Here is a 23821-nt window from a genome sequence, read left to right on the forward strand (position 1 = left end):
TCTATTAAAAAACCGAAAAACTGATAAAATAGCCGCCTCAAAAGATACAGGTTTCCGGAGAGGTACCGAAGTGGCCATAACGGCGCTGACTCGAAATCAGATGGTCAGGATTTCCTGGCACGTGGGTTCGAATCCCACCCTCTCCGCCAACTACTAGTATACAACCGTATACAACAATAGACAAACCCCGCATGTTTACTGGCATTGCGGGTTTTTTATTGTCTACAGTAGTATAAGTTAGTGTATGGACATGCAGCATTGCCTGGGGGTATATTTGGGGGTTAATAATTTTCACCTCAAAATGCATACCCCCAAATGCCACTTAAACCCAATGAAATAGCGGACTTTCAGCCATCGCTGCACCCTTGCGACATTGGGGTGGAGGCTTAATCATGGCACTAACTGATACCGCAATTCGCCAAGCTAAACCTCGCGACAAGCAATATAAACTGTCAGATGAGAAAGGCTTATTCCTTCTGGTGACCCCAAAAGGAGCGAAGTACTGGCGGCTTAAATATCGCATTGGGGGTATAGAAAAGGCGCTTGCGCTGGGGGTATATCCTGACGTTAGTTTGAAAGATGCACGATCCACCCGCGATGATGCCCGTAAGTTAATTGCCGCTGGCACCGACCCCGTAGCAGTACGCAAAGCGGAAAAACAAGCCGATGCCATGACGTTCAAGGCTGTCGCTGAAAAATGGTTCACACACTGGAAACCAGGCGTGACAGAGAGCCATGCTGCTAATATCTGGCAACGATTGGAGATGGATATATTGCCAGTATTAGGCAGCGTCCCTGCCAATGATCTGACGGCGGCACAGGTACGTGACTGTGTAAAAGCCATTGAGGCACGAGGAGCGCTGGACATTGCCAAGCGCCAGCTACAGAAATGCAGTCAAATCATGCGATATGCGGTGGCTCATGACTTAGCCGAGCGTAACCCGGTAGCTGATATACAACCGTCAGACATTTTGCCCGCCAGAAAAAAGCGCAACTATTCCCGTATTGATGCCAAAGAACTACCGCAACTGCTGCGAGATATGGACGCTTATGTAGGGAGCGAACATACCCGGCTTGCCTTGCAGCTGATGGCGCTGACCTTTGTTCGTACTGGCGAATTGATCGCTGCAAAGTGGGATGAATTTAACTTTGATGCGAATCGCTGGGATATTCTGGCCGAGCGAATGAAGGTAAAAACTGCCCCGCATACTGTTCCCTTGAGCAAGCAGGCACTGGTCGTACTGGAAAAGCTGCAAGCCGTATCTTACGGATATGAGTTTGTTTTTCCGTCCGATACAGGCAAGCCTACACACATGAGCAATAACACTCTGCTTTATGCCCTGTACCGCATGGGCTACAGAGGCCGCATGACCGGTCATGGCTTCCGAGGCGTAGCGTCCACCATCTTGCACGAGCAAGGCTGGCCCCATGAACATATCGAATTGCAGCTAGCCCACCAGGAGCGAGATGAAGTATCAGCGGCATATAACCATGCGCTGTATTTACCCCAGCGAGCCAAAATGATGCAGGCATGGGCTGACTACCTGGATGCTTTGCGTATTAAAAACGTGGTGGCGATGCGGCGAGCCTGATTGTCTCGAATAAAAACAGCATAACCACCGTCACTAACAAGGAATGAACATGGACAATATCAATAGTAATGAGAATACAGTCATAGCTTGTGAAGAGCGCAAATTGCTGGCTTTGGAGGCTACTTGGGAGATTGAGCAATTAAGCATCCTGATTATTGAAATAAGTGACAAACTAGATGCGGAGACATTGGCATTCCGTGGCTTGGGAGCGCGTATCAAAGAGCTTAACAGTACGATTATGTCTGCCATTGGCGATGAAAATATGGAGAACAACGAGCTTTACATGGAGATACACAAAAGGCCGCATCCGGATAATCTCAAACACATCTAACCTTTAAGCCATGCCTAGCCCGACGGGGCGAAAACCGGGAAACCCTTGTCCGGCTGGCGTGGCACCCAATCAAGGGAATGCGTTAAGGGTGCGTGATGGTTGACCTTGCAAAGCTCGCTGAGTCACTCAGTGAATCTATTACGAAATTCTTGGCAGAGATGCATTCTCGCCACGAATCCAGCGAATCGGAACGCGACAGTCGGTTAGCCGGCAGACTAGATAGTTTGCGTAGGCTAGACCTTAAGCACGATGAGTTGTTATGGCGAACCGTTCTTGCTGAGGATCGGGCGAGTTTTCTGGAAGAAATATTCGAACAGCAAGAGTCCATCGTTCAGATGCTGGTTAAAATTTGGAAGTTTAGACTTGAAATCACTGAAGCAAGATCAAAGTCCGAGGGAATGCTTGAGGGGCACGATACGCAAAAAACAATTCAAGCTAAAAAAGGGGCAAGAGGAAAGATTGCCAAGGATCCGAAGCAAACTGAAAAAGCCTTCGTCTATGGCTGCTGGCAGAATTGGCGGAATAATCCAGGTAGCTACAAAGGGAAGGCAGCATTTGCCAGAGATATGCTGGACAAATGCCAGCACTTGGAAAGCCAGAAAAAGATTGAGGATTGGTGCAGGGAATGGGAAAGAAATGCCATAACCTAGCCGGCAGAGTGAGCATCACGCCGGCACACGAGTTTCCATTGTCTTTCTAATGACGAGAATAGTGAGCCATGCCGGTACGTTCCGGTTACAGCTAAGGAATCATAAGCATGGCCATACAGAATCAATCCCCCCTGACGATCATACGTCGTCAACAAGTAGAAGCCCGAACAAGACTTTCCCGTTCCAGCATTTATGCTCGGCTGCGGCACAACCCCAAACGCCCTACCGATTACGACCCAACATTCCCCAAACCTGTTTCTGTAGGAGCCAAAGCTGTCGGATGGATTGAGTCCGAAGTAGAAGCCTGGATTGCCGCCCAAATCGAAAAGAGCCGTAAGGGCTGAGGAGAACCAGGCATGACTCAACACATCACCCAAGCCGAAGATCGGCTAATCACTGATAAAGAAGTTGCTCATCTTCTGGGCGCTTCACGTTCCTGGCCCTGGAAGCTGGTTCGGGCCGGTAAGTTCCCCGCCCCTGTAAAACTCTCTGTTCGATGTACGCGCTGGCGGCTTTCAGCCGTGAAGGAGTGGATGGCGGATCCGCAAGCATGGCAGTCTGCTAATTCGGAGGGCTAACCATGCCCATCAGAATAAAAGCCGCCGGGCGGGCAACCCAGGCGGCTTATCGAAACGTACAGTCGTATGGCAAATCAATCCGTTCTGGTATCAAAGCAGGAATCATTTCACTGACTTGCCGGAGAGTGGTGCCAATCAAGTTGATGGACTGGATCATTCATCACGGAGGACTGCACCATGATTGATGCAACCCTGCAGTTCTCCAATGCAATAAAGGCTTCTGGCCTGACCCCACCAGATACCATCATGACTGATGGAAAATTACATCGCTTCAGCAGCAACGGCAGGCGGGACGATGATGCAGGCTGGTATGTCTTCTATGGTGACGGCATCCCTGCTGGCAGTTTTGGTGACTGGCGCACTGGCCTTACTCAACCATGGAGATCGGATATTGGGCGCAATCTGACTGAAGTAGAAATACAAGCTAACCGTGAGCGCATGGATACCATGCGCAAGCAACGTGAGACTGAAGAAGCCGAACGAAAGAAGGTTGCACGAGAGCAAGCGCATCTGATCTGGACGGAAGCTTATTCATACGCCAGCCATGATTATTTGATTCGCAAAGGGATTGCTGCTCACGGTGCAAAAGTCATAAACGCTGACACCGCAAAAAAGATAACCCCTTACCTTTCAGATGAGCTGGCAGGTGAACTTCTGGTTATCCCCATGCGGGACACTGCCGGGGTGATTCACTCACTGCAATTTATCACGACAAACGGTACCAAACGGCCAGTCACCGGTGGGCGTAAACAAGGCTGCTATTTCAGTATCGGTAAGCCTGATGAAATATTGTGTATTGCTGAAGGCTTTGCAACCGGCGCCAGCATCCGTGAGGCCACTGGTTATGCAGTAGCGGTAGCCTTTGATGCTGGGAATCTATTGGCAGTGGCCAAGGCTCTTCGTGAGAAATTCCCGGATCTGTTATTGGTGCTATGTGCTGATGATGATTACCGCACTGAAGATAACACGGGACTGACCAAAGCCAGGGAAGCCGCTCAAGCAGTAGGTGGGTTACTGGCTATTCCTGACTTTGGCCCGCATCGACCTGAAGGAGCAACAGATTTCAATGATCTGCACCAGCATTGCGGATTGGAGGCCGTGCAACACGCCATATCCGGTTTAATGTATTCGGATGATGCACTAAGCAATAATATTACTCAGCCATTGCTTGTTAGTGGTGTAACAGATGTAACAGGTGTACAAGCCAATAACGACGGGCTTTCTGCTGTTACACCAGATAAAAATGAAGGTGTAACAAGTGTAACAAACACCATTCCCAGTGCTGGTGAGCGCCCTACTTTCCGTGTATTTGATGATTGGCTGGAACATGAGGGCGCAAAGTATCGCCCCGGCGTGTGGTATTTCAACATTAAGCAAAGCAATGGCGATGCCCCGCCAATGCTGACGCAATCCTGGGTGTGTTCCCCTCTACACGTTGAAGCCGTGACCTTTGATGGACAGCAAAACAATTTCGGGCGCTTGCTTCGCTTCAAAAATACCCTGAACAAATGGCGAGAATGGGCCATGCCTATGGAATTGCTGCGCGGTGCTGGTGACGATCTGCGCGGCGAGCTGTTAAACATGGGTGTGGAAATAGACCCAGCAGCCAAAAACCTGCTGGCGAACTATCTGCAAGCCAAACCACCAAAGCGGCGGATGCGTTGCGCCCTGCAAGTCGGCTGGTGTGATGATTCCTTCGTGCTGCCTGATGTCGTTATCGGCCCGAAGGCATCCGGGGTAATATTCCAGACCGGCGAGCGCAACCATGATGAGCATACCCAAGCGGGAACGCTGGCAGGATGGCAATCGGAAATTGCGGCGCGTGCCGTGGGCAACCCCCTGCTAGCGCTCGCGTTGTCGGCATCCTTTGCAGGGCCACTGCTGACTAAATGCAACATGGAAGGTGGCGGGATGCATTTTGTAGGTGATAGCTCCACCGGAAAAACCACGGCTATTGAGGCGGCTTGCGCGACATGGGGCGGAGCCAACTTCAAGAGGAGCTGGCGGGCGACTGCAAACGGTATGGAAGGTGCCGCGGCGCTATTTAATGATTGCCTGCTAGCCCTGGATGAAATCAGCGAATGCGATCCACGCGAAGTCGGTGCAATTGTGTATGCCTTAGGCAATGGGCGCGGCAAGCAACGAGCCAGCCGATCAGGGGATGCGCGGGGTGTTACTCGCTGGCGTTGCTTCGTAGTATCAAGTGGCGAGCGCACCATATCAACCACGATGGCGGAAGGTGGGCACCGTGCCAAGGCTGGGCAAACCGTGCGGCTGCTGGATATACCGGCGGCAAGAACGTATGGCGCATGGGATGACCTACACGGGATGCCTAGCGGCACAGCGTTTTCAGATGCAATCAAGCGGGCGGCAACAATCCACCACGGCCATGCTGGGCGATCCTTTCTCGAAAAGCTGACACGAGAGGGACGCGATCTGTGCGGGTATCTGGAAACAATCAAGGGACTTACCGAATTTCAAGTGGAAGGCAGTGAGGGACAGGATAAACGAACCGCCAGCCGATTTGCGCTCCTGGCTTTGGCTGGTGAACTGGCAACCGAGTACGGCATAACCGGCTGGCCAGAAGGCGAGGCGATACAGGCAGCAGCGGAAGGCTTCAAAGTATGGCGTGCCATGAGAGGCAATGGTAACAATGAGCGACAGCAGATACTAGAGCGCGTTTCCGGCTTCATTGACCGATACGGAGATAGTAGGTTTAGCAATGCCGATGCAACCAGCGATGTACGCACACCTGATCGGGCAGGCTATTGGCGCGACGGAGCCGAAGGACGCGAATATCTGTTTACTGCCGAAGGGATGCGCGAAGCCCTGAAAGGTTTTGACTTCAACCGAGCACTGGATACCTTGCAAGAGGCTGGAGCAATAGCTGCGCCGGGGGCGGATGGTGCTAGATCAAAGGCAATCAGAATCAGCGGGCGGCTGATGCGACTTTATCCTTTACGATATGAAAAGATGGGGGGCGATCATGGGGCTTGATGCACTGCTAAATCGGATGAAAAGCCGTGAATCTGTTACACCTGTTACACCGTGTTACACGGATGGTGTAACAGTGAAACCCGCATCCAATAAGGCTTGTACACCTGTTACATCTGTTACACCCCAAAACATCAATAGCGAGTCAGACAACGAAACGTACACCCAGATCCCTGAAGAATCAGCAGCACGTGTGATGGGCGTGAACTTTTCCACCGTTTCGGGGAAAACCCAGGATATAGGCGACTGGGAGAATTTCATCAACTGGTGGCTGGATCATATCGGGGAACGTGACCCGGAGTTGCGTAACACTTGCCTGAATCAGTGCAGGCGGGACGATGATGCAAGAAGATATTTCCTGTCACATGCAATCCTTGAGTTCAGGAAAGCTTGTCCTGGCCAAACATAAAAAGGAGAGAGAGCCCCACCTTTTAAATACCGGAATCTCTGGTATTTAAATCCCTCATATCTGAGGAATTTATTCACAATTCATTCCCACCGTTGGTGGAGATTCCATCCAGCCCTCAACTACTCCCAAAAACTCACATTTCTGCCCGCATCGTGCGCGCGAGGGTTCCTTTTCCTGAGTCATATCAAGATTAGATCAAGATTTCCTACGCTTACATTGCCTTGCCAGCCTACCCGCCCTAAATTTTCAGGGCGGGTAAGTTTTCGGACTCCATCACACGCGCGTGAGTTTCCATTTCAAATGGAAGTTGGTCAAGGCTATCAGCGATGGGGCGGCGTTTCACCACCCCATGTCATGCGCAACATTCGCACCATAATGGGAACACTTCAGCAGAATCCAGATTTGGATCTTGCTTACCCGGCTTCACTGATAACAGCAGACAATTTTGACATAATGATCAACACCTTGAAACCCTTTGCTGTCGCGGCATTAGCTGGTTTACGATGCTGACAGAGGGTATATTTGCCTGATGATTTCGTTTTCTGGGAGGTGTGTGATGGGAAAAGGCGGCTGTAGAGCGGGTGCAGGACGTCCCGGCAGATACAGAAAGACTGGCGGCGCATCAGGTCTTGATGTGCGATGGATGAAACGCCAGGGACTCTTAACACCGGGTAAAAGTGGGGAGGTATATTGGAGCCGCAACGGGCAGCGTACAGGATCTGTCAGCTATGTAACCCATACCAACAGCGTATGGCTAAGTTATCGGTCACGTTGGCGCGAAGAAGATTGGAAAGACTATAACTATCCTGTCCAGCTGGCTTACACGGCTTGCAACTACGGTGGCGGGCGCGCGTGGTTTCTTTGCCCAGATTGTGGCGAGCGTTGCGCCATCCTGTATATCAGTGGGCGTGGAGCCTGTCGTAAATGTCATCAGCTGGTTTATGAGTCACAAAGTGAGAATCCGTGTAATCGAACAGCGCGCGGCGCCAACAAGATACGAGATAGGCTGGGTTGGGAACCAGGCATTCTCAATAGTAATGGATGGAAACCCAAAGGAATGCATTGGCGCACCTTTGGCAGACTGACAGAAAAACATAACCACTATTTAAGAGTCTCATTTGCAGACATGAAAAAGCGTTATGGTTTTTGCTTCTGATAACCATCAGGAGAGAATCAGGCTTTCTTCCGTTTGAAACGTGGAAAAACCACGTGCTCAAGAAGTGGGCGGAAAGAGGAATTACTTTTGAGGTGCCTGATCAATCTGGATAGCCAATTGGATGCCCTGTTGGATGCGTTCACGGTGCGCCTGCTGAGGCATTCGTTATGATGGGGCAAGTTACCGCGACAGTTACCACCCCCTGCTCCGGCCGATACCAAAAAGCCCCCAGCGCCCCATGCCTGGGGGTATATTTGGGGGTATATGAATTTTCATCTAATCTAAGATCGTTTATTCATAAGGCTTTCCGGCCTTGATGTGACTCCCACCCTCTCAGCATTCGGTAATACTGACACTGACAGCCAAGCCACCCAATGAAGTTTCCTTGTATTTATGTGACATCTCCAGACCCGTCTGCTTCATCGCGTTAATGCAGTTGTCGAGTGATATAAAATGCTCACCCGTACCGCGGCAAGCAAGTGCAGCAGCGGTATGGGCCTTGATTGCGCCGAAGCCATTACGTTCGATACAGGGTACCTGAACCAACCCGCCAACCGGATCGCAAGTCATGCCTAAATGGTGTTCTAATGCAATTTCAGCAGCGTTCTCAATTTGTTCGGTAGTACCTCCCCGTACTGCAGAAAGACCGGCAGCAGCCATTGCTGCTGCTGAACCCACTTCCCCCTGACAGCCCACTTCTGCCCCGGAAATGGAGCTGCGATGCTTGATCACCCCACCAATTGCTGCAGCAGTCAGTAGAAAATCCCGTACTTGCTGCGGAGTCCCGCCTTCATGCTTAAGCAGATAGTAAATAACTGCCGGAATAACTCCGGCAGCACCGTTGGTAGGTGCTGTCACAACCATGTGCCCTGCCGCATTTTCTTCATTCACCGCCATGGCATAGGCGCATAACCAGTCATTCAGCGTACCTTTTTCCGGATTTGTTTCCAACTGCCTGAACAGATCTTTTGCACGCCGGCGTATCCCCAGGATACCCGGGAGGCGGCCTTCTGCCGTCAGTCCCTGTTCAACACAATGACACATGGCCTGCCAGATACTGTCCAACCCCTGATCAAGATCTTGTTCCGACATCCTGGTTAACTCATTGGCGCGTTTCATTTCTGCAATGGATAAGCCACTCTGCCGCGACATTTCAAGCATACTGTCCGCCGAATCAAACGGGTATGGATAAGTGCCAGCAGATTCAATTTTAAGCGGAGCATCCAGCTGGCTGATTTCCGCAAGCGTACAGATAAACCCACCCCCGATGGAAAAGAATGTTTCTGATAGAACCTTCTTTCCCTCCTCATCCAGAAGATAAAAAATCATTCCGTTGGGATGTTGCGGTAACGGATCAGATTTATCGAAGACAATGTCATCCTCCGGATTGAAATCAATGTGCCTGCCGCTGGCAAGCTGCACAGTATCGGTCGCCCAGAGCTTTGCAGTCAGCGCATTGACATCCTGCCCGGCAAGGGATGCGGAGCTATAGCCATGTAATCCCAAAGTTACAGCCCTGTCTGTTGCGTGCCCTCTGCCGGTAAATGCGAGCGAGCCCTTGAGTACGCAATAGGCACGATGGTTGCGATTACCCGGAGTTTGTAAGATCAGCTGGTCAATATCATCACGAAAAACATTTGCTGCCGCCATTGGCCCCATCGTGTGCGAACTGGAGGGGCCAATGCCGATTTTAAACAGATCAAGAACGCTTATGAACATGGGATAATTTTGGGATTGATATTAAGAAAAAACTGCCTTGACAGTTTGCTGCGATTGTCAATGATTGTATTATAGTAGATTGAACGGATCTGCTTCACAGACAGATCAAATTATTTTGCAGGAATATCACAAAGATAATAATTGACCTGTATAAACAGGCTATGGTCTAATTCTGTAGTTTTAAGGCGACAAAGGCGGTTAACTCAGCGGTAGAGTGCCACCTTCACACGGTGGAAGTCATTGGTTCAATTCCAATACCGCCTACCATACTTCTTTCTGTATGTTTGCCTGTACCAGCCCGGCAAGCCGGAAGAAGTACCTGCCAAGCTTATAATTGGCAGCATGGCAAAAGGCCTATATGCTTATTTGTATAACGGATAACGGCGACAATTTGAGCATTTGAGCAGACTTTTCCAGTCCCCACAGATCACTCACTCTTAACCAACCCTACTCCTGGCTCATGTTCAATCCGGCAAGGTTCTTCATCTCGCGATCGTTTCTTGTATGCTTGATTCTCTTGCAATCCGTTCTTTGTCAAGCTGACATGGTGGAAACAATAGAGCGGGTCAAACCGGCAATTGTCGGAGTAGGCTCTTTCCACAAATTACGTTCACCCCCTGTTAATTTTCTTGGAACGGGTTTTGTAATCGAAGATGGGTTGCATGTCATAACCAATGTTCATGTAATTTCTGATCTGTCCACTGATAAGAATAAAGATTCATTAATCATCATAACTGGCAAAGGTGATAAACCAGAACTGAGAAATGCCACTATAGTTGCTCTGGACAAGGAACATGATCTGGCTCTGCTGCGTTTCGAGGGAGCTGCTTTACCCGTAATGAAACTGGGAAATGCCAGCGAAATAAGAGAAGGAAAATTACTGGCATTCACCGGCTTCCCGATTGGAATGGTGCTTGGTTTCTACCCGGTGACCCATCGAGCTACTATCTCTTCAATTACCCCGGTCATACTACCTGCGCAAAATGCTAGACAGCTTGATGCAGCAAAAATTCGCCAGTTGCAAAGATCAGCCTACAAGGTATTTCAGCTGGATGGCACAGCCTATCCCGGTAACAGTGGCAGTCCACTCTACGATCCGGACACGGGTGAAGTTTATGGCGTGGTAAATATGGTCTTTGTAAAAGGTAAAAAGGAATCTATACTGAGTGATCCAAGCGGAATCAGTTATGCCATTCCAGGTAATTACATCATTGATTTGCTTAAACAAAGCAGCCAAGTAACTTCTAATTAATTTATGCTAGTAGAATAGCTTGTCTTTAACGACACTCGCTGTTTTTTTATCTGCCCAATCGTTTACACATCAATTTAGCAAGGAGGTATTTTGATTCAAGTAGCCAATCATTATATTTCCAGATTTTCGGTACTGCTTGCCAGTATTGAAACTGTTGCACTGCTCGGGATTTTTTTTGCGGGAGCAGCCATCCGGTTTCTGCAGTGGGATGGCACAATGCCTGAGCTGCTGATCTCCCAGCTGCCCGGGGCAATTACCTTTACTTTCGTTATCATCGCCAGCATGGCCGCACTGGGCATGTACCAGATGGAAGGCCGACAGGATTTCGAGGGTATTCTACTCAGGTTGCTGCCATCCTTTGCGTTAGGCTTCGGTTTTATCACTCTGATTTTTTACCTGTTTCCGGATCTTTATTTTGGCCGTGGTTTACTAGCTATCGTAATGCTGCTGGCCTTGCTGCTAATACTGTTCATCCGGCTGTTTTTTTTCAGATGGCAAGGTCTGGATAATTTACGTTACCGGGCGCTGGTACTGGGTGTTGACGCCAGTGCCGGAGAACTGTTTGATCTAACTGGAAAAAATCCTAATCTGTCTAACTTCAGGATCGTGGGATTTGTTCCGCTGGATAAAGAAAGCCGGCATGTACCGGTTGATATGATTATCCCGAGAACAGGTTCGCTGATCTCGCTGGCCAATCAGCATAATATCAGTGAAATCATTGTTTCGACCCGGGAAAGACGGGGAGGTACCTATCCTATTCAGGAATTGCTGGAGTGCAGAATAAACGGCATAAGGGTAATTGATCTGGTTGGATTTTATGAAAGGGAGTGCGGTCATCTGCAAATGGACTCACTTTATCCCAGCTGGCTGGTGTTCGGCAGTGGTTTTAAACAAGGGGCGTTGAGAACGCTGATCAAACGCCTATTCGATATCACTGCCAGTCTGTTGTTGCTGATTGTTACGTTGCCAGTCATATTGCTGGCCGCTTTGCTGATTCTGATTGAAGATGGGCGGCCTATATTCTATCGTCAGGAAAGAGTGGGACATGCCGGAAAACCCTATATGGTTTTCAAATTCCGCAGCATGTTCAACGACGCGGAAAAAGGTGGAAAACCGCAGTGGGCTACGGCTGATGATCCTCGCGTAACGCGGGTGGGGAAAATTATCCGCAAGTTGAGAATTGATGAATTACCGCAAATCATTAATGTACTTAGAGGTGAAATGAGTTTTGTCGGGCCACGGCCTGAACGTCCTCACTTCGTTGATATACTCAGCGCACAAGTTCCATACTACAACCTGCGACATAGCATCAAACCCGGCATTACCGGCTGGGCACAAGTTCGCTATCCTTATGGAGCGTCTGTAGAAGATGCTATTGAAAAACTTCAATATGACCTGTATTACGTCAAGAACCATAGCCTGTTTCTTGATTTCATCATACTGATCAATACCGTAGGTGTCGTACTGCTGAGCAAAGGCAGCCGGTGAGTATCGGTAATCACGATGGTAGCTACATTTTCTCTCCGTACTGACTGTCATGACGACCCTAAGTTACGCTGCGGCAGCGCTTGCTTTTTTCTTTTTATTCATGCTGCTGATAACCAGTTGGCGAGGCCGTCTTTATGGCTTGCTACTGGCAACTGCCTGCATCATATCCTCAATGTGGGCGGCAACAATCGCCGGATTATCCTATTGGGACTATTCAGATCCTCTGCTGCCTCAAATACTGGAAATATTACGAAATGCTGCTCTGACTACATTCCTGATCACCTTGCTGGGGCCTTTCCAGTCCGGCAAAACAAATAAAACCTTCCCCAGAATCAGGCCGGCCGTTACTGCCATCGCTCTGTTCTACCTGGTTTGTCTAGTACAAACAATCATTTTCAGTCACGCCGCCAGTGCTAATCCGGATCAACTTGGTTCCTCCTTCGAGCTTCTTACATGGGTGGCAATGGCCATCATTGGCATGATTCTGGTGGAGCAGTATTATCGGAACACCCCCCACGAACAACGCTGGGGGATTAAATTCATTTGCCTGGGTATCGGAGGACTATTTGTTTATGATTTTTATTTGTACAGCGATGCGTTATTGTTCAGAAAAATAAGCCTTGATATCTGGGCTGCCCGGGGGTGGGTCAATACACTTATCGTTCCCCTGATCGCACTTTCGGCAGCGCGCAACCCTAAATGGACAGTTGGCATTGCCGTTTCAAGACGCATCCTGTTTTACTCCACAGCACTATTTGGTACCGCTATTTACCTGCTGTTAATGGCTGCGGCCGGTTATTACCTCCGATTCTCGGGCGGGACCTGGGGCACGATCTTCCAGCTGACTTTCCTGTTCGGTGCGATTGTTCTGCTGATTACTGTACTATTTTCCGGGACGACACGTTCCTGGCTCAAGGTATTCATCAGTAAGCATTTTTTCAGCTATAACTATGACTATCGTGAAGAATGGCTACGCTTTACGCGCACCCTATCTGAAGAAGAAACAGAATTGAGGATTCGCGTGATCAAATCACTCGCTCAGCTGGTTGAAAGCCCGGCTGGAGGAGTGTGGTTCAAATCGGAACAAAATCATGCCTATCAACCGATCGCACGCTGGAATATTCCATACATTGATACATCTGTCGAAATTAACAATCATTTCTGCCGGTTTATGCAGGAAAGTTCCTGGGTAATTGATTTATATCAGCATGATTCCGGGCCGCAGCAATACGCCGCCATGGTATTACCCGACTGGTTGCCCACTATTCCCAAGGCACGCTGGGTAGTGCCACTGATATTGCATGGAGAGCTACTGGGATTTGTAGTGCTGACCGAACCCAGAAGTACGATCAAGTTTGATTGGGAAGTCAGGGACTTATTGAAAGTGGCAGGAAGCCAGGCAGCAAGTTATCTAGCGCAGTACGAAGCAACCCAGGCACTCTCCACGGCACGACAGTTTGAATCATTCAATCGCATGTCTACGTTTATCGTGCATGACATCAAGAATCTGATTGCCCAGCTTTCGCTGTTGCTTTCCAATGCGGAAAAACATAGGGATAACCCGGAATTTCAGCAGGATATGCTGGATACCGTAGCGCTATCCGTCAACAAAATGAAACGTTTACTTGAAAAACTCAGCAACGGGAACATGCATGAGGAAAAAGGTTCTTTGTTGTCGCTGGATGAATTACTGCAACAGATCATTGAAAGTAAATCCTTCTGTGAACCGAAGCCGGTACTTAACATCACCGATCTAAATCTAAATATACAAGCCGATTCATCACGTCTGGAGCGCGTGCTTGGTCATCTGGTACAAAATGCAATCGAGGCAACCCCCAAAGATGGATATGTTGAGGTGCGACTCAGGAAAAAACCGGGGTGGGCTGTAATAGAGATCGAGGATAACGGACACGGCATGAGTGAACAATTTATCCGCGAGAAATTGTTCGCCCCTTTTGAAACAACCAAAACAGCTGGCATGGGTATTGGCGTGTTTGAAAGCAGGGAATATGTCGAACAAATCGGTGGGAAACTGCATGTATCCAGTGAGATATCAAAAGGAACTGTTTTCTCGGTCATATTACCGATAGCAGAATCTATATAATCTCCCCGCTACACTGTTATAAAAATATCTCGAAAAAGAGCGCCGTCACGAACAGCCAGCGCACCTGTTATTCCTTCGTTATACAGCTCCTCTCTGAAACACAATTATGCTCCGTTATTTTGAACGCCTGATCAACCCCTTTCCATCCGGCCAGCTTACCGAACCACCTGCCACACTCTATCGGTTCTGCCGTCACTACATGCAAGGCTCAGGAATCTACTTCCTGCTACTGGCAATCGCCACATTTTGTGTGGCCGTTGGCGAAGCCATGCTGTTTGGTGTGCTGGGAACGATTGTGGACTGGCTGGCCGAGAAAGACCCTCAAGCATTTTTACAACAGGAAAGGTTGGCCTTGCTGGGACTGTCGCTTTTCATCCTGATACTGATGCCGATTATTGTTTTCTTCCACTCAGTGATTCTGTACCAGTCTCTAATGGGAAATTTCCCCATGGTCGTTCGCTGGCTGTCCCATCGCTATCTGCTTGATCAAAGTTACGCTTTCTTCCAGAATGAATTCAGCGGGCGTATCGCAACCAAGGTCATGCAAACAGCCTTGGCTGTGCGCGAAACAATCATCAAAACTCTGGATGTTTTGCTGTTTGTCACCGTCTACCTTGCAACGGCATTACTGCTGATTGCAAATGCGGACATTCGCCTCTGCATACCGCTGATTATCTGGTTGGCGGTGTATTTATGCATCCTGCGTCACTTCATCCCCAAACTCAAAAGTATCTCAAAAATTCAGGCAGATACCCGCTCAAACATGACCGGGCGCATTGTGGACAGCTATGCCAATATCCTCACACTCAAGCTCTTTTCTCACACTCGACGGGAATCTGACTACGCCCGGGACGGCATGCAGGAATTTCTGGATACTGTGCATCCACAAATGCGCCTAGTGACCTGGCTGAATACCTGCGTGTGGATCAATAACATGCTGTCCGTCTTTGCAATCGGCGCATTGGGAATTGCTCTGTGGCTCGACGGCAGCATCAGCACTGGTGCAATAGCCATTGCACTGAGTCTTGCCATCCGCCTAACCGGGATGTCTCACTGGATTATGCTGGAAGTTGGGGAATTATTCGAGAACATCGGCATCGTGCAGGATGGAATAAACATGCTGGCCAAACCGCATGCAGTGACGGATGCTCCCGGTGCCGTGCCACTATCCGTTACCCACGGTGCGATCGACTACAACCAGGTTGAATTTTCCTATCACAACAACATCAAGAATGAAGATCACCGTATTTTTGAGGCACTTGATCTTCATATCAGCTCTGGCGAAAAGGTTGGTCTCGTCAGCCCTTCCGGGGCCGGTAAATCAACTTTAATCAATCTACTACTACGTTTTTATGATATCCAACAGGGCAGTATTCAGATCGACCAACAGGATATCCAGACTGTGACACAAGAAAGTCTGCGCGCCAGCATCGCTATTGTTACGCAAGACACTTCATTACTACACCGCTCTATTCGTGAAAATATTCTGTTTGGCAGGCCCGATGCAACCGAAGAAGAAATACGACTGGCCACACAGCAAGCGCATGCACACGGATTTATCCAGGATCTGGTTGATATTCACGGCCGCAGAGGATATGACGCCATGGTGGGTGAGCGTGGAGTCAATCTGTCAGGCGGACAACGCCAGCGTATCGCTATTGCCCGGGTGCTGCTAAAGAATGCGCCGATTCTGATTCTGGATGAGGCAACTTCTGCGCTGGATTCCGATATCGAAGCCAGTATCCAGCAAAGCCTGCACGAGTTAATGCAAAACAAAACTGTGATCGCCATTGCTCATCGCCTCTCCACCATTGCCACAATGGACCGGCTGATCGTATTAGATAACGGCCGCATCGTTGAGCAGGGTTGCCACACCGAGCTACTGGCACTCAACGGGCTTTATGCCCGGCTTTGGAATCACCAATCTGGCGGTTTTCTGGGTCACTCTAACCAGGATAAAATCCACTAGCTGGTATATATATTGTGACGATCCTTCAGAACCTGTTCAAGGTCTTGATCAAGGAACGCGGTGCAAGGCAAAATTGAACGAGAAAGCAGAGCATACTTGAAGTGTATGTGCATTTTGAATTCAATTTCAACGCCGTAATACACCTCTCAGTGAGATATTGAACAGGTTCTCAGAGTGAAACTTTTACTGCTGCGTCACCGGAGGAGGATCAAATCGGCGATACAGCACGGGTAACACCACCAGCGTAAGTAATGTGGAAGTAATCAACCCGCCGATTACCACAATGGCGAGGGGCCGCTGTACCTCTGAACCCGGTCCAGTTGCAAACAGGAATGGAACCAGCCCAAGCATCGCTACGGTAGCTGTCATCAGCACTGGACGAAAACGCTGCTCACATCCTCTGATGACAGCGTCCTTGACACTGACGCCTTCATCGCGCAACTTCCGGATATAGGAAATCAGCACCACCCCGTTCAGCACCGCTATTCCCCACAATGCGATAAAACCAACCGAAGCTGGTACCGACAAATACTCACCGGTAACAAACAGGCCGAATACGCCACCTATTGATGCAAATGGCAGTACCAGAATAATCAGAGCTGCCAGTTTGATAGAGTTGAACAGCATGAACAACAAAAAGAAAATGGCAGCAATCGTTACAGGAACGATAATCGAAAGTGTATTCATCGCACGCTCCATATTCTCAAACTGCCCGCCCCATTCGAAAAAATAGCCATCCGGCAGTTTTACCTCCTTAGCAATCCGCTCCTGTACCTCTGCCACAAAGCCGCCTAAATCACGGCCTTCAACGTTTGAACCAACTACTACACGGCGCTTGGCATTTTCACGTGAAACTTGCGCCGGACCATCAACAATGCTGATATTAGCAACGGTATACAAAGGCACGGTCACTCCATCCGGCGCGCGCAACAATAGATTACGGATACTCTCGATGCTATCACGGAAATGTTGTGGAAAACGCACTACAATAGAAAAACGTCGCTCACCCTCGTACAAAATACTTACTTCACGGCCACCTACAGCAGTCTCAATCAGCTCGTGCACATCAGCAACATTGATGCCGTTACGCGCAATGGCGTTACGATCAATATCAATAGTCAGCGACTGCTGACCGGAAAGGCGTTCGATCCGGATATCCTGTGCTCCGGGGACAGTACGCAGGATGCGGGCGATCTGTTCTGACAGCTCGCGTAATTTATCCAGGTTATCCCCAAAAATTTTTACGGCAATTTCAGAGCGTACACCGGTCACCATTTCATCCACTCTTTCCGCAATCGGTTGCGACAGAACAATATTGACACCAGGCAGTACTTCCAGCAATTTTCGGATATCATCATCCACTTCGTCTTGGGTTCGCCCGGAATTGGGATCCAGCGTCACCATCGGATCAGATTCATTCTGCCCGGCTGGATCAGCAGGTGATTCACCCCGTCCCAGCTTGGATACGACACTTTTCACCCCCGGCACCTGTGAGATAGCCTTCATTGCTTCCATTTCCATTTCAATTGCTTCAGACAGAGAAATCGAAGCCACCCGGTTAATCTGCGGTGTTAATGCACCTTCCTGCAAGGTAGGAATAAATGATTTCCCCAGAAATGGAAACAACATGAAAGACAGCAACAGCAACCCCAGTGCGGTGATAACTGTGACTCCCCCTCTCTTAAGAGCAGTGTTAAGCAGGGATCGATAGGCTTTCTTCAATCCGGCAATGACCCAGGTATCATGTTCAGCAGTCCCGCCCTTCAGAACATAGGCACAAAGTACCGGAGACAAAGTCAGCGAAACGATCAGGGAAATCGCCAGGGCAATCGCAATCGTAAAGGCCAACGGGCTGAACAATTTGCCTTCCATACCCTGTAGCGTCATCAGTGGCAGGAAAACCAGAATAATAATACAGATCCCGAAAATTACCGGCGTCCCTACTTCGGCCACAGCTTCACCAATAGCATGCGTGCGTGACTCACGAGCACTGTCGCTATGGCCCAGCCGATGAAAGACATTCTCCACCACGACTACGGTCGAATCAACCATCAATCCGATTGCAATTGCAAGCCCGCCCAGCGACATCAGATTGGCGGAGATACCTTGATGATTCATCACCATGAATGTCAGCAAGGGCGTAACTACCAATGTTGCCACTACGATCAGACTGGAGCGCACATCTCCCAGAAAGATGAACAGTACGATAATAACCAGAAAAATACCTTCCATCAGCACTTTGCTGACTGTCCATAAAGCAGCATCAACCAAGTCAGTCCGATCATAATATGGAACAATCTGCAATCCATCCGGTAACAGATTTTGTTCATTGATCTCGGCTACTTTTGCCTTGACTCGCCCTACGATCTCCTTGGCATTTCCGCTCCTTATCATCAACACGATTCCGGAAGCAGATTCCGTATATCCGCCCTTGATGATGGCCCCTGCTCTCACTTCCGTGCCTAGTTTCACTTCCGCAACATCACGCACGAACACGGGTACACCACGCTCCTCGGACAACACAATATTGCCGATATCCTGCAGTGTACGGATCAGCCCAACGCCCTTGACGAGGTACTGCTCACTGCCTGTCGGCAGAATCCCGCCACTGGCATTGGCATTGTTTTCTGCAATGGCTTTTTCTACCTGCTCCAATGTCAAGTCATAGTGACGCAGCTTATTGGGATTCGTCAGCACATGATATTGCTTGACGTACCCACCTTGAGAATTGATTTCCGCCACCCCGGGAATTGAACGCAACATTGGCCGGACAATCCAGTCCTGCACAATGCGCCGCTTAGTCAGCTCTTCCACGGTCAGCGCTCGTTCCCCGTCATCGGGATGATCTATCGTGTATTGATACACCTCGCCCAATCCTGTGGAAACCGGACCCAAACGCGGCGTAATTCCGGCTGGCATTTTACTGGCCACTTCCAGCAACCGCTCCATCACCAGTTGCCGAGCAAAATAAACATCAGTTGCATCGGTAAATACCAGTGTAATGATAGATAAGCCGCTCTTGTTCAAAGAACGCATTTCCTCCAGTCCGGGCATCCCGGTCATAGCAATTTCCAGTGGAATAGTCACCAGCCGCTCTATTTCCTCCGGACTGCGGCCGACCGCCTCGGTTGCAATCTGCACCTGAACATTGGTGACATCCGGGAAAGCATCAACCGACAAACGCTGTGCTGCATACAGACCAAATCCCATCAGAATCAGTGCAACCACGATGACTACCAAACGCTGCGCCAGCATGGCGCGTACCAGAGAAATAATCATCGCTATTCCAGATCCTTGCGTTTACGCTCGTTATTCAGATGGAAGGCTCCCTTCACAATAATCAGCTGATCTGGTGTTAATCCTTCCAGAACAGGCCTCATCTGATTAACTAGTTCATCCAACTTCACTTGGGTTAATGTGAAACCGCCATCTTCTCGGGCGACAAATACGTGATCTTCATTATGCTCACGCACCACTGCGCCTTCCGGGATGACGAGACGTTCACGCGCATGCTCATCAATATGAACCGTAGCCAGCATATCCGGCTTTAGCTTACGCTCAGGATTATCCACCTCAGTACGGACAGTAACTGTCCTCGTCAACGGATTAACAATATCGGATACGAAAATGATAGTCCCGTCAAAACTTGTATCACCCAGTGCCGGCACACGAACTTCCACATGTTGCCCCTGCTCGACAAAATGCGCAGCGTATTCCGGAACATCCCCCACCACCCACAGCTCAGATAAATCAGCCAGAGTAAATAATTGATCCGATGGCTGCACTACTTGTCCAAGTGCTACATTACGCACAATAACCGTGCCACTGCGCGGAGCAGTAATCACAACAGATGGAAGAATCTGCCCACGGCGGGTCAGATCTTGTATTGCCTGATTGTTTACTCCCAGTAAAAGTAATTGATCCTTGGCCGCACTCAGTTCAGCATTTGAAACCTGCGATTCCGATTCTCGGCGCTGCAGCTCGGCGGCACTAATGACATCCTCAGTGAACAGCTGTCTGGCACGCATGGAAGCACGCTCTGCCAGAACGGCCAATGAATTCGCACGAAGATAAGCCAATTGCGCCTGTACTAATTCCGGACTTGTAATCCTGGCCAATTTAGCACCAGCTGCGACACTATCTCCCAAATGCGCATAAACCTCGACGATTCTTCCGGTAAAACTGGCTCCCACCTGAACAAGTTTCGTCTCATTCACCTTAATCTGACCGGGAACATGCAGCTTTTCAGAGATATCAGCAAGAAACGGTTTACCGGTTTCAACTCTTTGACGCAAATCCGGCCTGAGAAAAATTGTATGGGAATCAACCGATTCCGCTTTAACATGTTTTTCTGGGGAATCCTGCTCTTCTTTGCTGCTGCAACCCGAAATAGAAAGCACTACGAATGTAAAAACAACTGCAATGATTTGTATCTGGAAACTCATTGGGAAAGATTACTCCTGTGGATAATGCGCTCGCAGCCGATCTATCTCTGCTGCTGCCGTCTGCAATTCAAACTGGGCCTGCAATAATTCCGAGCGCGCATTACGCAGCACCCGTTGAGTATCCAGCACCTCGATAAAACCTCTTTCTCCCAACCGGAAAGCAGCTTCCGCCACGCGCAGCGCAGCTTTCGCTTCCTTGACGATGCCGCCTTCGAACATCTCTACCCTGCGCCTGGCAATCTCCATGGCCTGCCAGGCAGACTCCAGCAACCGGCCGATCTCGTAGCGACGATAGTCGAGTGTTTCGCGTACCCTGGCCGCATCTGAAACTGCCGCATCAACTTCACCTCGTCGCTGATAAAACAATGGGATGCGAACGCTCAATCCGGCAATATTCGATGTAAATTGCCTGTCCTGATAATTGCTGTACAGAATATCCACGGACGGGAGCACAGAAGCGCGCTCCTGATCAATACGTAAACGTGTGCGATCCTGCTCTGCTTCCAGCCGCTGAATTTCCGGGTTTGTAGCGGGTAATTCCGTACGCAACATCTCCAGTGAAGGCAATTCAACCGGATCGCCGAGTGAAGCAGCAACATCAAATTCGGCAGGCAAAGCACCCGCTGTCAATTGCAACAAGGCAATACGTGCCCGCTCTGTATTCAACAATGCTGCTTCTTTTCTGCTGGCCGCTGTCATCACCTCGGTATCGGCCCGAATCAGCTCAAATCGGGCAACTTCACCCGATTCAACACTTAGTTTGATGCGGCGTTGAATTTCTCCCATCAAATTGAAAATATCCGATTCCATTTCTGCCAAGCCACGTCGTAACAGAAATTCATAGATATGTACCCGGAGTTGTGCCGCCAGATCTGCTCGGGTCTGCTCCAGATTTGCGCGACTGGCTTCAACACCGGACTCTGCCGCCCTGATACGGGCACGTCGCACCCATGGATTTTCCAGTGGCTGGCTGACGGTTACCTGCCGCTGCATGGAAGATGGTCCGGTATCGATCTCTGGCAGTCGCTGACTATCAGGCCCGGCCATGAAGGTTATTTCCGGGTTGGGAAATGCCGATGCACTGGTTACTCCCGCCTGTGCAATATCAACCTGTGAACGTGCTGCCTGCAACAGGCCATTGGCCTGCAACCCCATGCGCTGAATATCTGCAACGGTATAGCTGCCACCTGCTGCCAGAACCGAACAATTCAATATAAATAAAGTCAGGCCACACAAAACCCATGAGAAAAAAATATTACACATACGAAAAATGATGGTTATTCATACTTCAACAACAGTACCCACATAAAGTTATCAATCACACGGATTGCACATAAAACAGTTAAATCAGCCATTTATATCGTTAGGATATCTTTTGGTTAGGTTTTCTACGAGTGATCATTACAGACAGAGTTGTAATAATCACAAGAAACATGACCAAGGTGTAGCTATCCAATGATGTCGAGAAGTACAATACTGCAAGTGCATGATTTTGCTATCACTCCAAGGTCAAGGTGCCGACTCTGTGGAGAAGTAGCAGTGCAATATTTATCATGGCGCATCGCGAAGGAAATAAGCATTCACTATCTTATAGACCTGACATTTTGTTTCGAGAAATACAGTACGCATTCATGTGGTCTTTAATCAGAAGCGTCCTGATCTGATTTCCGTCTTTTTATCTGGCGTTTTTTCCACCACCATCCTGCTATTAACAACATGAGGGCCATATACCAGATGCCGTAGGTGCGCATCCATGCTTGCGGATTCTTTTTCACAAATAGCTGGATTCCAGCCAAATCGACAATCTGTGGATGCTCATGAGTTGTTTCAGTTGTCTGCAGATACAGTTTGAGCGACAGTTCGTAACGTCCCTCTTCCTCCGGCGTGATGATCCACGACCAGTGCGTCTCATCCTGGCCGGAAAAAAATTGAGCCTGCGGCTCCGGTGGATTAATAGAAAACTCATCGCCGGTTATCCCGGCACGCATCTCAGGAAAAACCTCACCATGAATATCCTGCAATTCAGTTCCAGGAAGTGATTTCTTAACCATATCATTGATACGCAGCGCCAGCTCTTTGGTATCCAGTCGCAGCGTGATTTCAAAAGGCTTAAATTGCTTTACCTCACGCGGCAAGGTAATTATCGAACTATCTGCAGGTAGTTTCATCATTACGAGCGGAGGAAAATGCCTCTCCCCAAACCAAGCATGCGCAAGAAAATTCATTACAAACGGAATCAATAAAACGGCTGCAATCAGAACCGGCAGAACTATACTAAAAGGGGCATCTTTTTTGTACATCATATCCTCCTGAAACTGAATGGTTCCTGAACAGCCCATTCTTTACCGGGCGGCATCGCAATCCAATGGGATAGAGAGTAAACTCTATCGGAAATCAAATTGACTCTTCTGCTATGGCGCATAATATTCCTAGTTTCGTTGCTCATCGGGGATATCCCGCATTGTATCCGGAAAATTCCATGCCCGGAATTCAAGCAGCAATCCAGGCGGGCGCTCATTATATTGAAATTGATATTCAACTAAGCTGCCAACTTACTCCATACCTCTGTCATGACGATAATCTCAGACGGTTAACTGGATACAATGCTTATTTAACCGAGCTGAGGGATGATGAAATCGACATACTGACGATTCCTTACCCAGACTCCACAAGATCTGCTCCGATTCCTCGCCTGGCAGAATTTTGTCAGTATTTGGTACAACACTCTCAAGTTACTGCATTTATTGAAATCAAATCTGAAAGTATTGCCCGGCTTGGTTTGAGCAAGACGATAGCTGCAATTCTTCCAATTATTGACTCGGTGCGTGAACAATGCGTCCTGATTTCCTTCGACTGGGAAGCGATAGCGCTGATCAAATCACGTCAGATATACAGAGTTGGCTGGATTATTGAAGATTGGACAGACAAGCAGTCAACCATGGCCGCACGCCTACAGCCAGATTACTTGTTTAGCAGCATCCGTTGTCTACCTGAAAATCTGGATCAGCTCTGGCCCGGATCATGGCAATGGGTAATTTACACAGTTGATGATTACAACACAGCGTTCGACTATGCAAAGGCCGGCATTACACTGATTGAAACCGACACTATTGGTACTTTACTTGCATCTTGAA

The 23821-nt window shown here is 49.0% G+C and carries 20 protein-coding genes and 2 tRNA genes; 17 read left to right on the plus strand and 5 right to left on the minus strand.

From position 1 onward, the window contains the following. The first annotated feature begins 56 nt into the window (after nt 1–56). The 11 genes from BM331_RS05430 (at nt 57) to BM331_RS05480 (ending at nt 7710) form a co-directional block, all read left to right on the plus strand. Nucleotides 57–149, plus strand: a tRNA-Ser gene (locus BM331_RS05430). A 243-nt stretch (nt 150–392) separates the two neighbouring features. Beyond that, complete coding sequence (locus tag BM331_RS05435; RefSeq protein ID WP_074927763.1) at nt 393–1592, plus strand: tyrosine-type recombinase/integrase; 1200 nt, start codon at nt 393–395, stop codon at nt 1590–1592. 49 nt (nt 1593–1641) lie between these two features. Then, nucleotides 1642–1923, plus strand: a complete 282-nt coding sequence (locus tag BM331_RS05440; protein ID WP_074927765.1) for a hypothetical protein — start codon at nt 1642–1644, stop codon at nt 1921–1923. A gap of 95 nt (nt 1924–2018) precedes the next feature. After that, nucleotides 2019–2573 (plus strand): hypothetical protein, encoded by a 555-nt coding sequence (locus tag BM331_RS05445; RefSeq protein ID WP_074927766.1) that lies wholly within the window; start codon nt 2019–2021, stop codon nt 2571–2573. Between the two features lie 107 nt (nt 2574–2680). Further along, complete coding sequence (locus BM331_RS05450; protein WP_074927768.1) at nt 2681–2917, plus strand: helix-turn-helix transcriptional regulator; 237 nt, start codon at nt 2681–2683, stop codon at nt 2915–2917. Nucleotides 2918–2929: 12 nt separating this feature from the next. After that, complete coding sequence (locus BM331_RS05455) at nt 2930–3151, plus strand: helix-turn-helix transcriptional regulator (protein ID WP_074927769.1); 222 nt, start codon at nt 2930–2932, stop codon at nt 3149–3151. A 2-nt stretch (nt 3152–3153) separates the two neighbouring features. Beyond that, nucleotides 3154–3336 carry a hypothetical protein gene (locus tag BM331_RS05460; RefSeq protein WP_074927771.1) on the plus strand — a complete coding sequence of 61 codons (183 nt, stop codon included), beginning with the start codon at nt 3154–3156 and terminating at the stop codon, nt 3334–3336. Further along, on the plus strand, nt 3329–6148 hold the full coding sequence (locus tag BM331_RS05465; protein ID WP_083414690.1) for a DUF927 domain-containing protein: 2820 nt from the start codon (nt 3329–3331) through the stop codon (nt 6146–6148). The genes BM331_RS05460 and BM331_RS05465 overlap by 8 nt, the downstream gene beginning before the upstream one ends. Further along, nucleotides 6138–6554 (plus strand): hypothetical protein, encoded by a 417-nt coding sequence (locus BM331_RS05470; protein WP_074927773.1) that lies wholly within the window; start codon nt 6138–6140, stop codon nt 6552–6554. The genes BM331_RS05465 and BM331_RS05470 overlap by 11 nt, the downstream gene beginning before the upstream one ends. Before the next feature lie 300 nt (nt 6555–6854). Further along, on the plus strand, nt 6855–7064 hold the full coding sequence (locus BM331_RS05475) for a hypothetical protein (protein ID WP_074927774.1): 210 nt from the start codon (nt 6855–6857) through the stop codon (nt 7062–7064). Between the two features lie 46 nt (nt 7065–7110). Then, the gene (locus tag BM331_RS05480; protein WP_083414691.1) at nt 7111–7710 is read left to right on the plus strand and encodes a hypothetical protein; all 600 of its coding nucleotides are present in this window, start codon (nt 7111–7113) and stop codon (nt 7708–7710) included. Nucleotides 7711–8043: 333 nt separating this feature from the next. Here the strand turns inward: BM331_RS05480 and BM331_RS05485 are convergent, their stop codons facing one another. Further along, nucleotides 8044–9429, minus strand: a complete 1386-nt coding sequence (locus tag BM331_RS05485) for an L-serine ammonia-lyase (protein ID WP_074927776.1) — start codon at nt 9427–9429, stop codon at nt 8044–8046. A gap of 192 nt (nt 9430–9621) precedes the next feature. On the opposite strand from BM331_RS05485, the gene BM331_RS05490 reads away from it, so the two are divergent. The 5 genes from BM331_RS05490 to BM331_RS05510 all read left to right on the plus strand — a co-directional run bounded on the left by BM331_RS05490 (nt 9622) and on the right by BM331_RS05510 (nt 16242). After that, a tRNA-Val gene (locus BM331_RS05490) sits at nt 9622–9696 on the plus strand. Nucleotides 9697–9973: 277 nt separating this feature from the next. Then, nucleotides 9974–10681, plus strand: coding sequence for a S1 family peptidase (locus BM331_RS05495; RefSeq protein ID WP_256214824.1), 708 nt, complete (start codon nt 9974–9976; stop codon nt 10679–10681). 90 nt (nt 10682–10771) lie between these two features. Next, nucleotides 10772–12169, plus strand: a complete 1398-nt coding sequence (locus BM331_RS05500; protein ID WP_074927779.1) for a TIGR03013 family XrtA/PEP-CTERM system glycosyltransferase — start codon at nt 10772–10774, stop codon at nt 12167–12169. Nucleotides 12170–12218: 49 nt separating this feature from the next. Continuing rightward, a complete protein-coding gene (prsK, locus tag BM331_RS05505; RefSeq protein ID WP_074927780.1) occupies nt 12219–14273 on the plus strand; it encodes an XrtA/PEP-CTERM system histidine kinase PrsK in 2055 nt (684 codons plus the stop codon). Between the two features lie 106 nt (nt 14274–14379). Beyond that, complete coding sequence (locus BM331_RS05510; RefSeq protein ID WP_074927782.1) at nt 14380–16242, plus strand: ABC transporter ATP-binding protein; 1863 nt, start codon at nt 14380–14382, stop codon at nt 16240–16242. Nucleotides 16243–16425: 183 nt separating this feature from the next. Here the strand turns inward: BM331_RS05510 and BM331_RS05515 are convergent, their stop codons facing one another. The 4 genes from BM331_RS05515 to BM331_RS05530 all read right to left on the minus strand — a co-directional run bounded on the left by BM331_RS05515 (nt 16426) and on the right by BM331_RS05530 (nt 22858). Further along, nucleotides 16426–19521 (minus strand): efflux RND transporter permease subunit, encoded by a 3096-nt coding sequence (locus tag BM331_RS05515; RefSeq protein WP_074927783.1) that lies wholly within the window; start codon nt 19519–19521, stop codon nt 16426–16428. A gap of 2 nt (nt 19522–19523) precedes the next feature. Beyond that, on the minus strand, nt 19524–20687 hold the full coding sequence (locus tag BM331_RS05520; protein WP_074927785.1) for an efflux RND transporter periplasmic adaptor subunit: 1164 nt from the start codon (nt 20685–20687) through the stop codon (nt 19524–19526). A gap of 9 nt (nt 20688–20696) precedes the next feature. Next, on the minus strand, nt 20697–21899 hold the full coding sequence (locus tag BM331_RS05525) for a TolC family protein (protein WP_256214825.1): 1203 nt from the start codon (nt 21897–21899) through the stop codon (nt 20697–20699). Nucleotides 21900–22327: 428 nt separating this feature from the next. After that, nucleotides 22328–22858, minus strand: coding sequence for a hypothetical protein (locus tag BM331_RS05530; protein ID WP_256214826.1), 531 nt, complete (start codon nt 22856–22858; stop codon nt 22328–22330). Between the two features lie 242 nt (nt 22859–23100). Between BM331_RS05530 and BM331_RS05535 the strand changes: the two genes are divergently transcribed. Further along, nucleotides 23101–23820 (plus strand): glycerophosphodiester phosphodiesterase family protein, encoded by a 720-nt coding sequence (locus BM331_RS05535; protein WP_074927788.1) that lies wholly within the window; start codon nt 23101–23103, stop codon nt 23818–23820. The last annotated feature ends 1 nt before the right edge of the window (nt 23821 follow it).

Origin of the sequence: Nitrosomonas eutropha (genome assembly GCF_900116685.1) — a bacterium.
GTDB classification, from domain to species: Bacteria; Pseudomonadota; Gammaproteobacteria; order Burkholderiales; family Nitrosomonadaceae; genus Nitrosomonas; species Nitrosomonas eutropha_A.

What these genes read in the sequence shown, in the direction of transcription:
- BM331_RS05510 (WP_074927782.1), top strand. Translation starts at nt 14,380, where the DNA reads ATGCTCCGTTATTTTGAACGCCTGATCAACCCCTTTCCATCCGGCCAG.
- BM331_RS05475 (WP_074927774.1), top strand. Translation starts at nt 6,855, where the DNA reads ATGGAAGTTGGTCAAGGCTATCAGCGATGGGGCGGCGTTTCACCACCC.
- BM331_RS05535 (WP_074927788.1), top strand. Translation starts at nt 23,101, where the DNA reads ATGGCGCATAATATTCCTAGTTTCGTTGCTCATCGGGGATATCCCGCA.
- BM331_RS05470 (WP_074927773.1), top strand. Translation starts at nt 6,138, where the DNA reads ATGGGGCTTGATGCACTGCTAAATCGGATGAAAAGCCGTGAATCTGTT.
- BM331_RS05445 (WP_074927766.1), top strand. Translation starts at nt 2,019, where the DNA reads ATGGTTGACCTTGCAAAGCTCGCTGAGTCACTCAGTGAATCTATTACG.
- BM331_RS05440 (WP_074927765.1), top strand. Translation starts at nt 1,642, where the DNA reads ATGGACAATATCAATAGTAATGAGAATACAGTCATAGCTTGTGAAGAG.
- BM331_RS05460 (WP_074927771.1), top strand. Translation starts at nt 3,154, where the DNA reads ATGCCCATCAGAATAAAAGCCGCCGGGCGGGCAACCCAGGCGGCTTAT.
- BM331_RS05485 (WP_074927776.1), bottom strand. Translation starts at nt 9,429, where the DNA reads ATGTTCATAAGCGTTCTTGATCTGTTTAAAATCGGCATTGGCCCCTCC.
- BM331_RS05435 (WP_074927763.1), top strand. Translation starts at nt 393, where the DNA reads ATGGCACTAACTGATACCGCAATTCGCCAAGCTAAACCTCGCGACAAG.
- BM331_RS05495 (WP_256214824.1), top strand. Translation starts at nt 9,974, where the DNA reads ATGGTGGAAACAATAGAGCGGGTCAAACCGGCAATTGTCGGAGTAGGC.
- BM331_RS05520 (WP_074927785.1), bottom strand. Translation starts at nt 20,687, where the DNA reads ATGAGTTTCCAGATACAAATCATTGCAGTTGTTTTTACATTCGTAGTG.
- BM331_RS05455 (WP_074927769.1), top strand. Translation starts at nt 2,930, where the DNA reads ATGACTCAACACATCACCCAAGCCGAAGATCGGCTAATCACTGATAAA.
- BM331_RS05450 (WP_074927768.1), top strand. Translation starts at nt 2,681, where the DNA reads ATGGCCATACAGAATCAATCCCCCCTGACGATCATACGTCGTCAACAA.
- BM331_RS05480 (WP_083414691.1), top strand. Translation starts at nt 7,111, where the DNA reads ATGGGAAAAGGCGGCTGTAGAGCGGGTGCAGGACGTCCCGGCAGATAC.
- BM331_RS05515 (WP_074927783.1), bottom strand. Translation starts at nt 19,521, where the DNA reads ATGATTATTTCTCTGGTACGCGCCATGCTGGCGCAGCGTTTGGTAGTC.
- BM331_RS05530 (WP_256214826.1), bottom strand. Translation starts at nt 22,858, where the DNA reads ATGATGAAACTACCTGCAGATAGTTCGATAATTACCTTGCCGCGTGAG.
- prsK (WP_074927780.1), top strand. Translation starts at nt 12,219, where the DNA reads ATGACGACCCTAAGTTACGCTGCGGCAGCGCTTGCTTTTTTCTTTTTA.
- BM331_RS05465 (WP_083414690.1), top strand. Translation starts at nt 3,329, where the DNA reads ATGATTGATGCAACCCTGCAGTTCTCCAATGCAATAAAGGCTTCTGGC.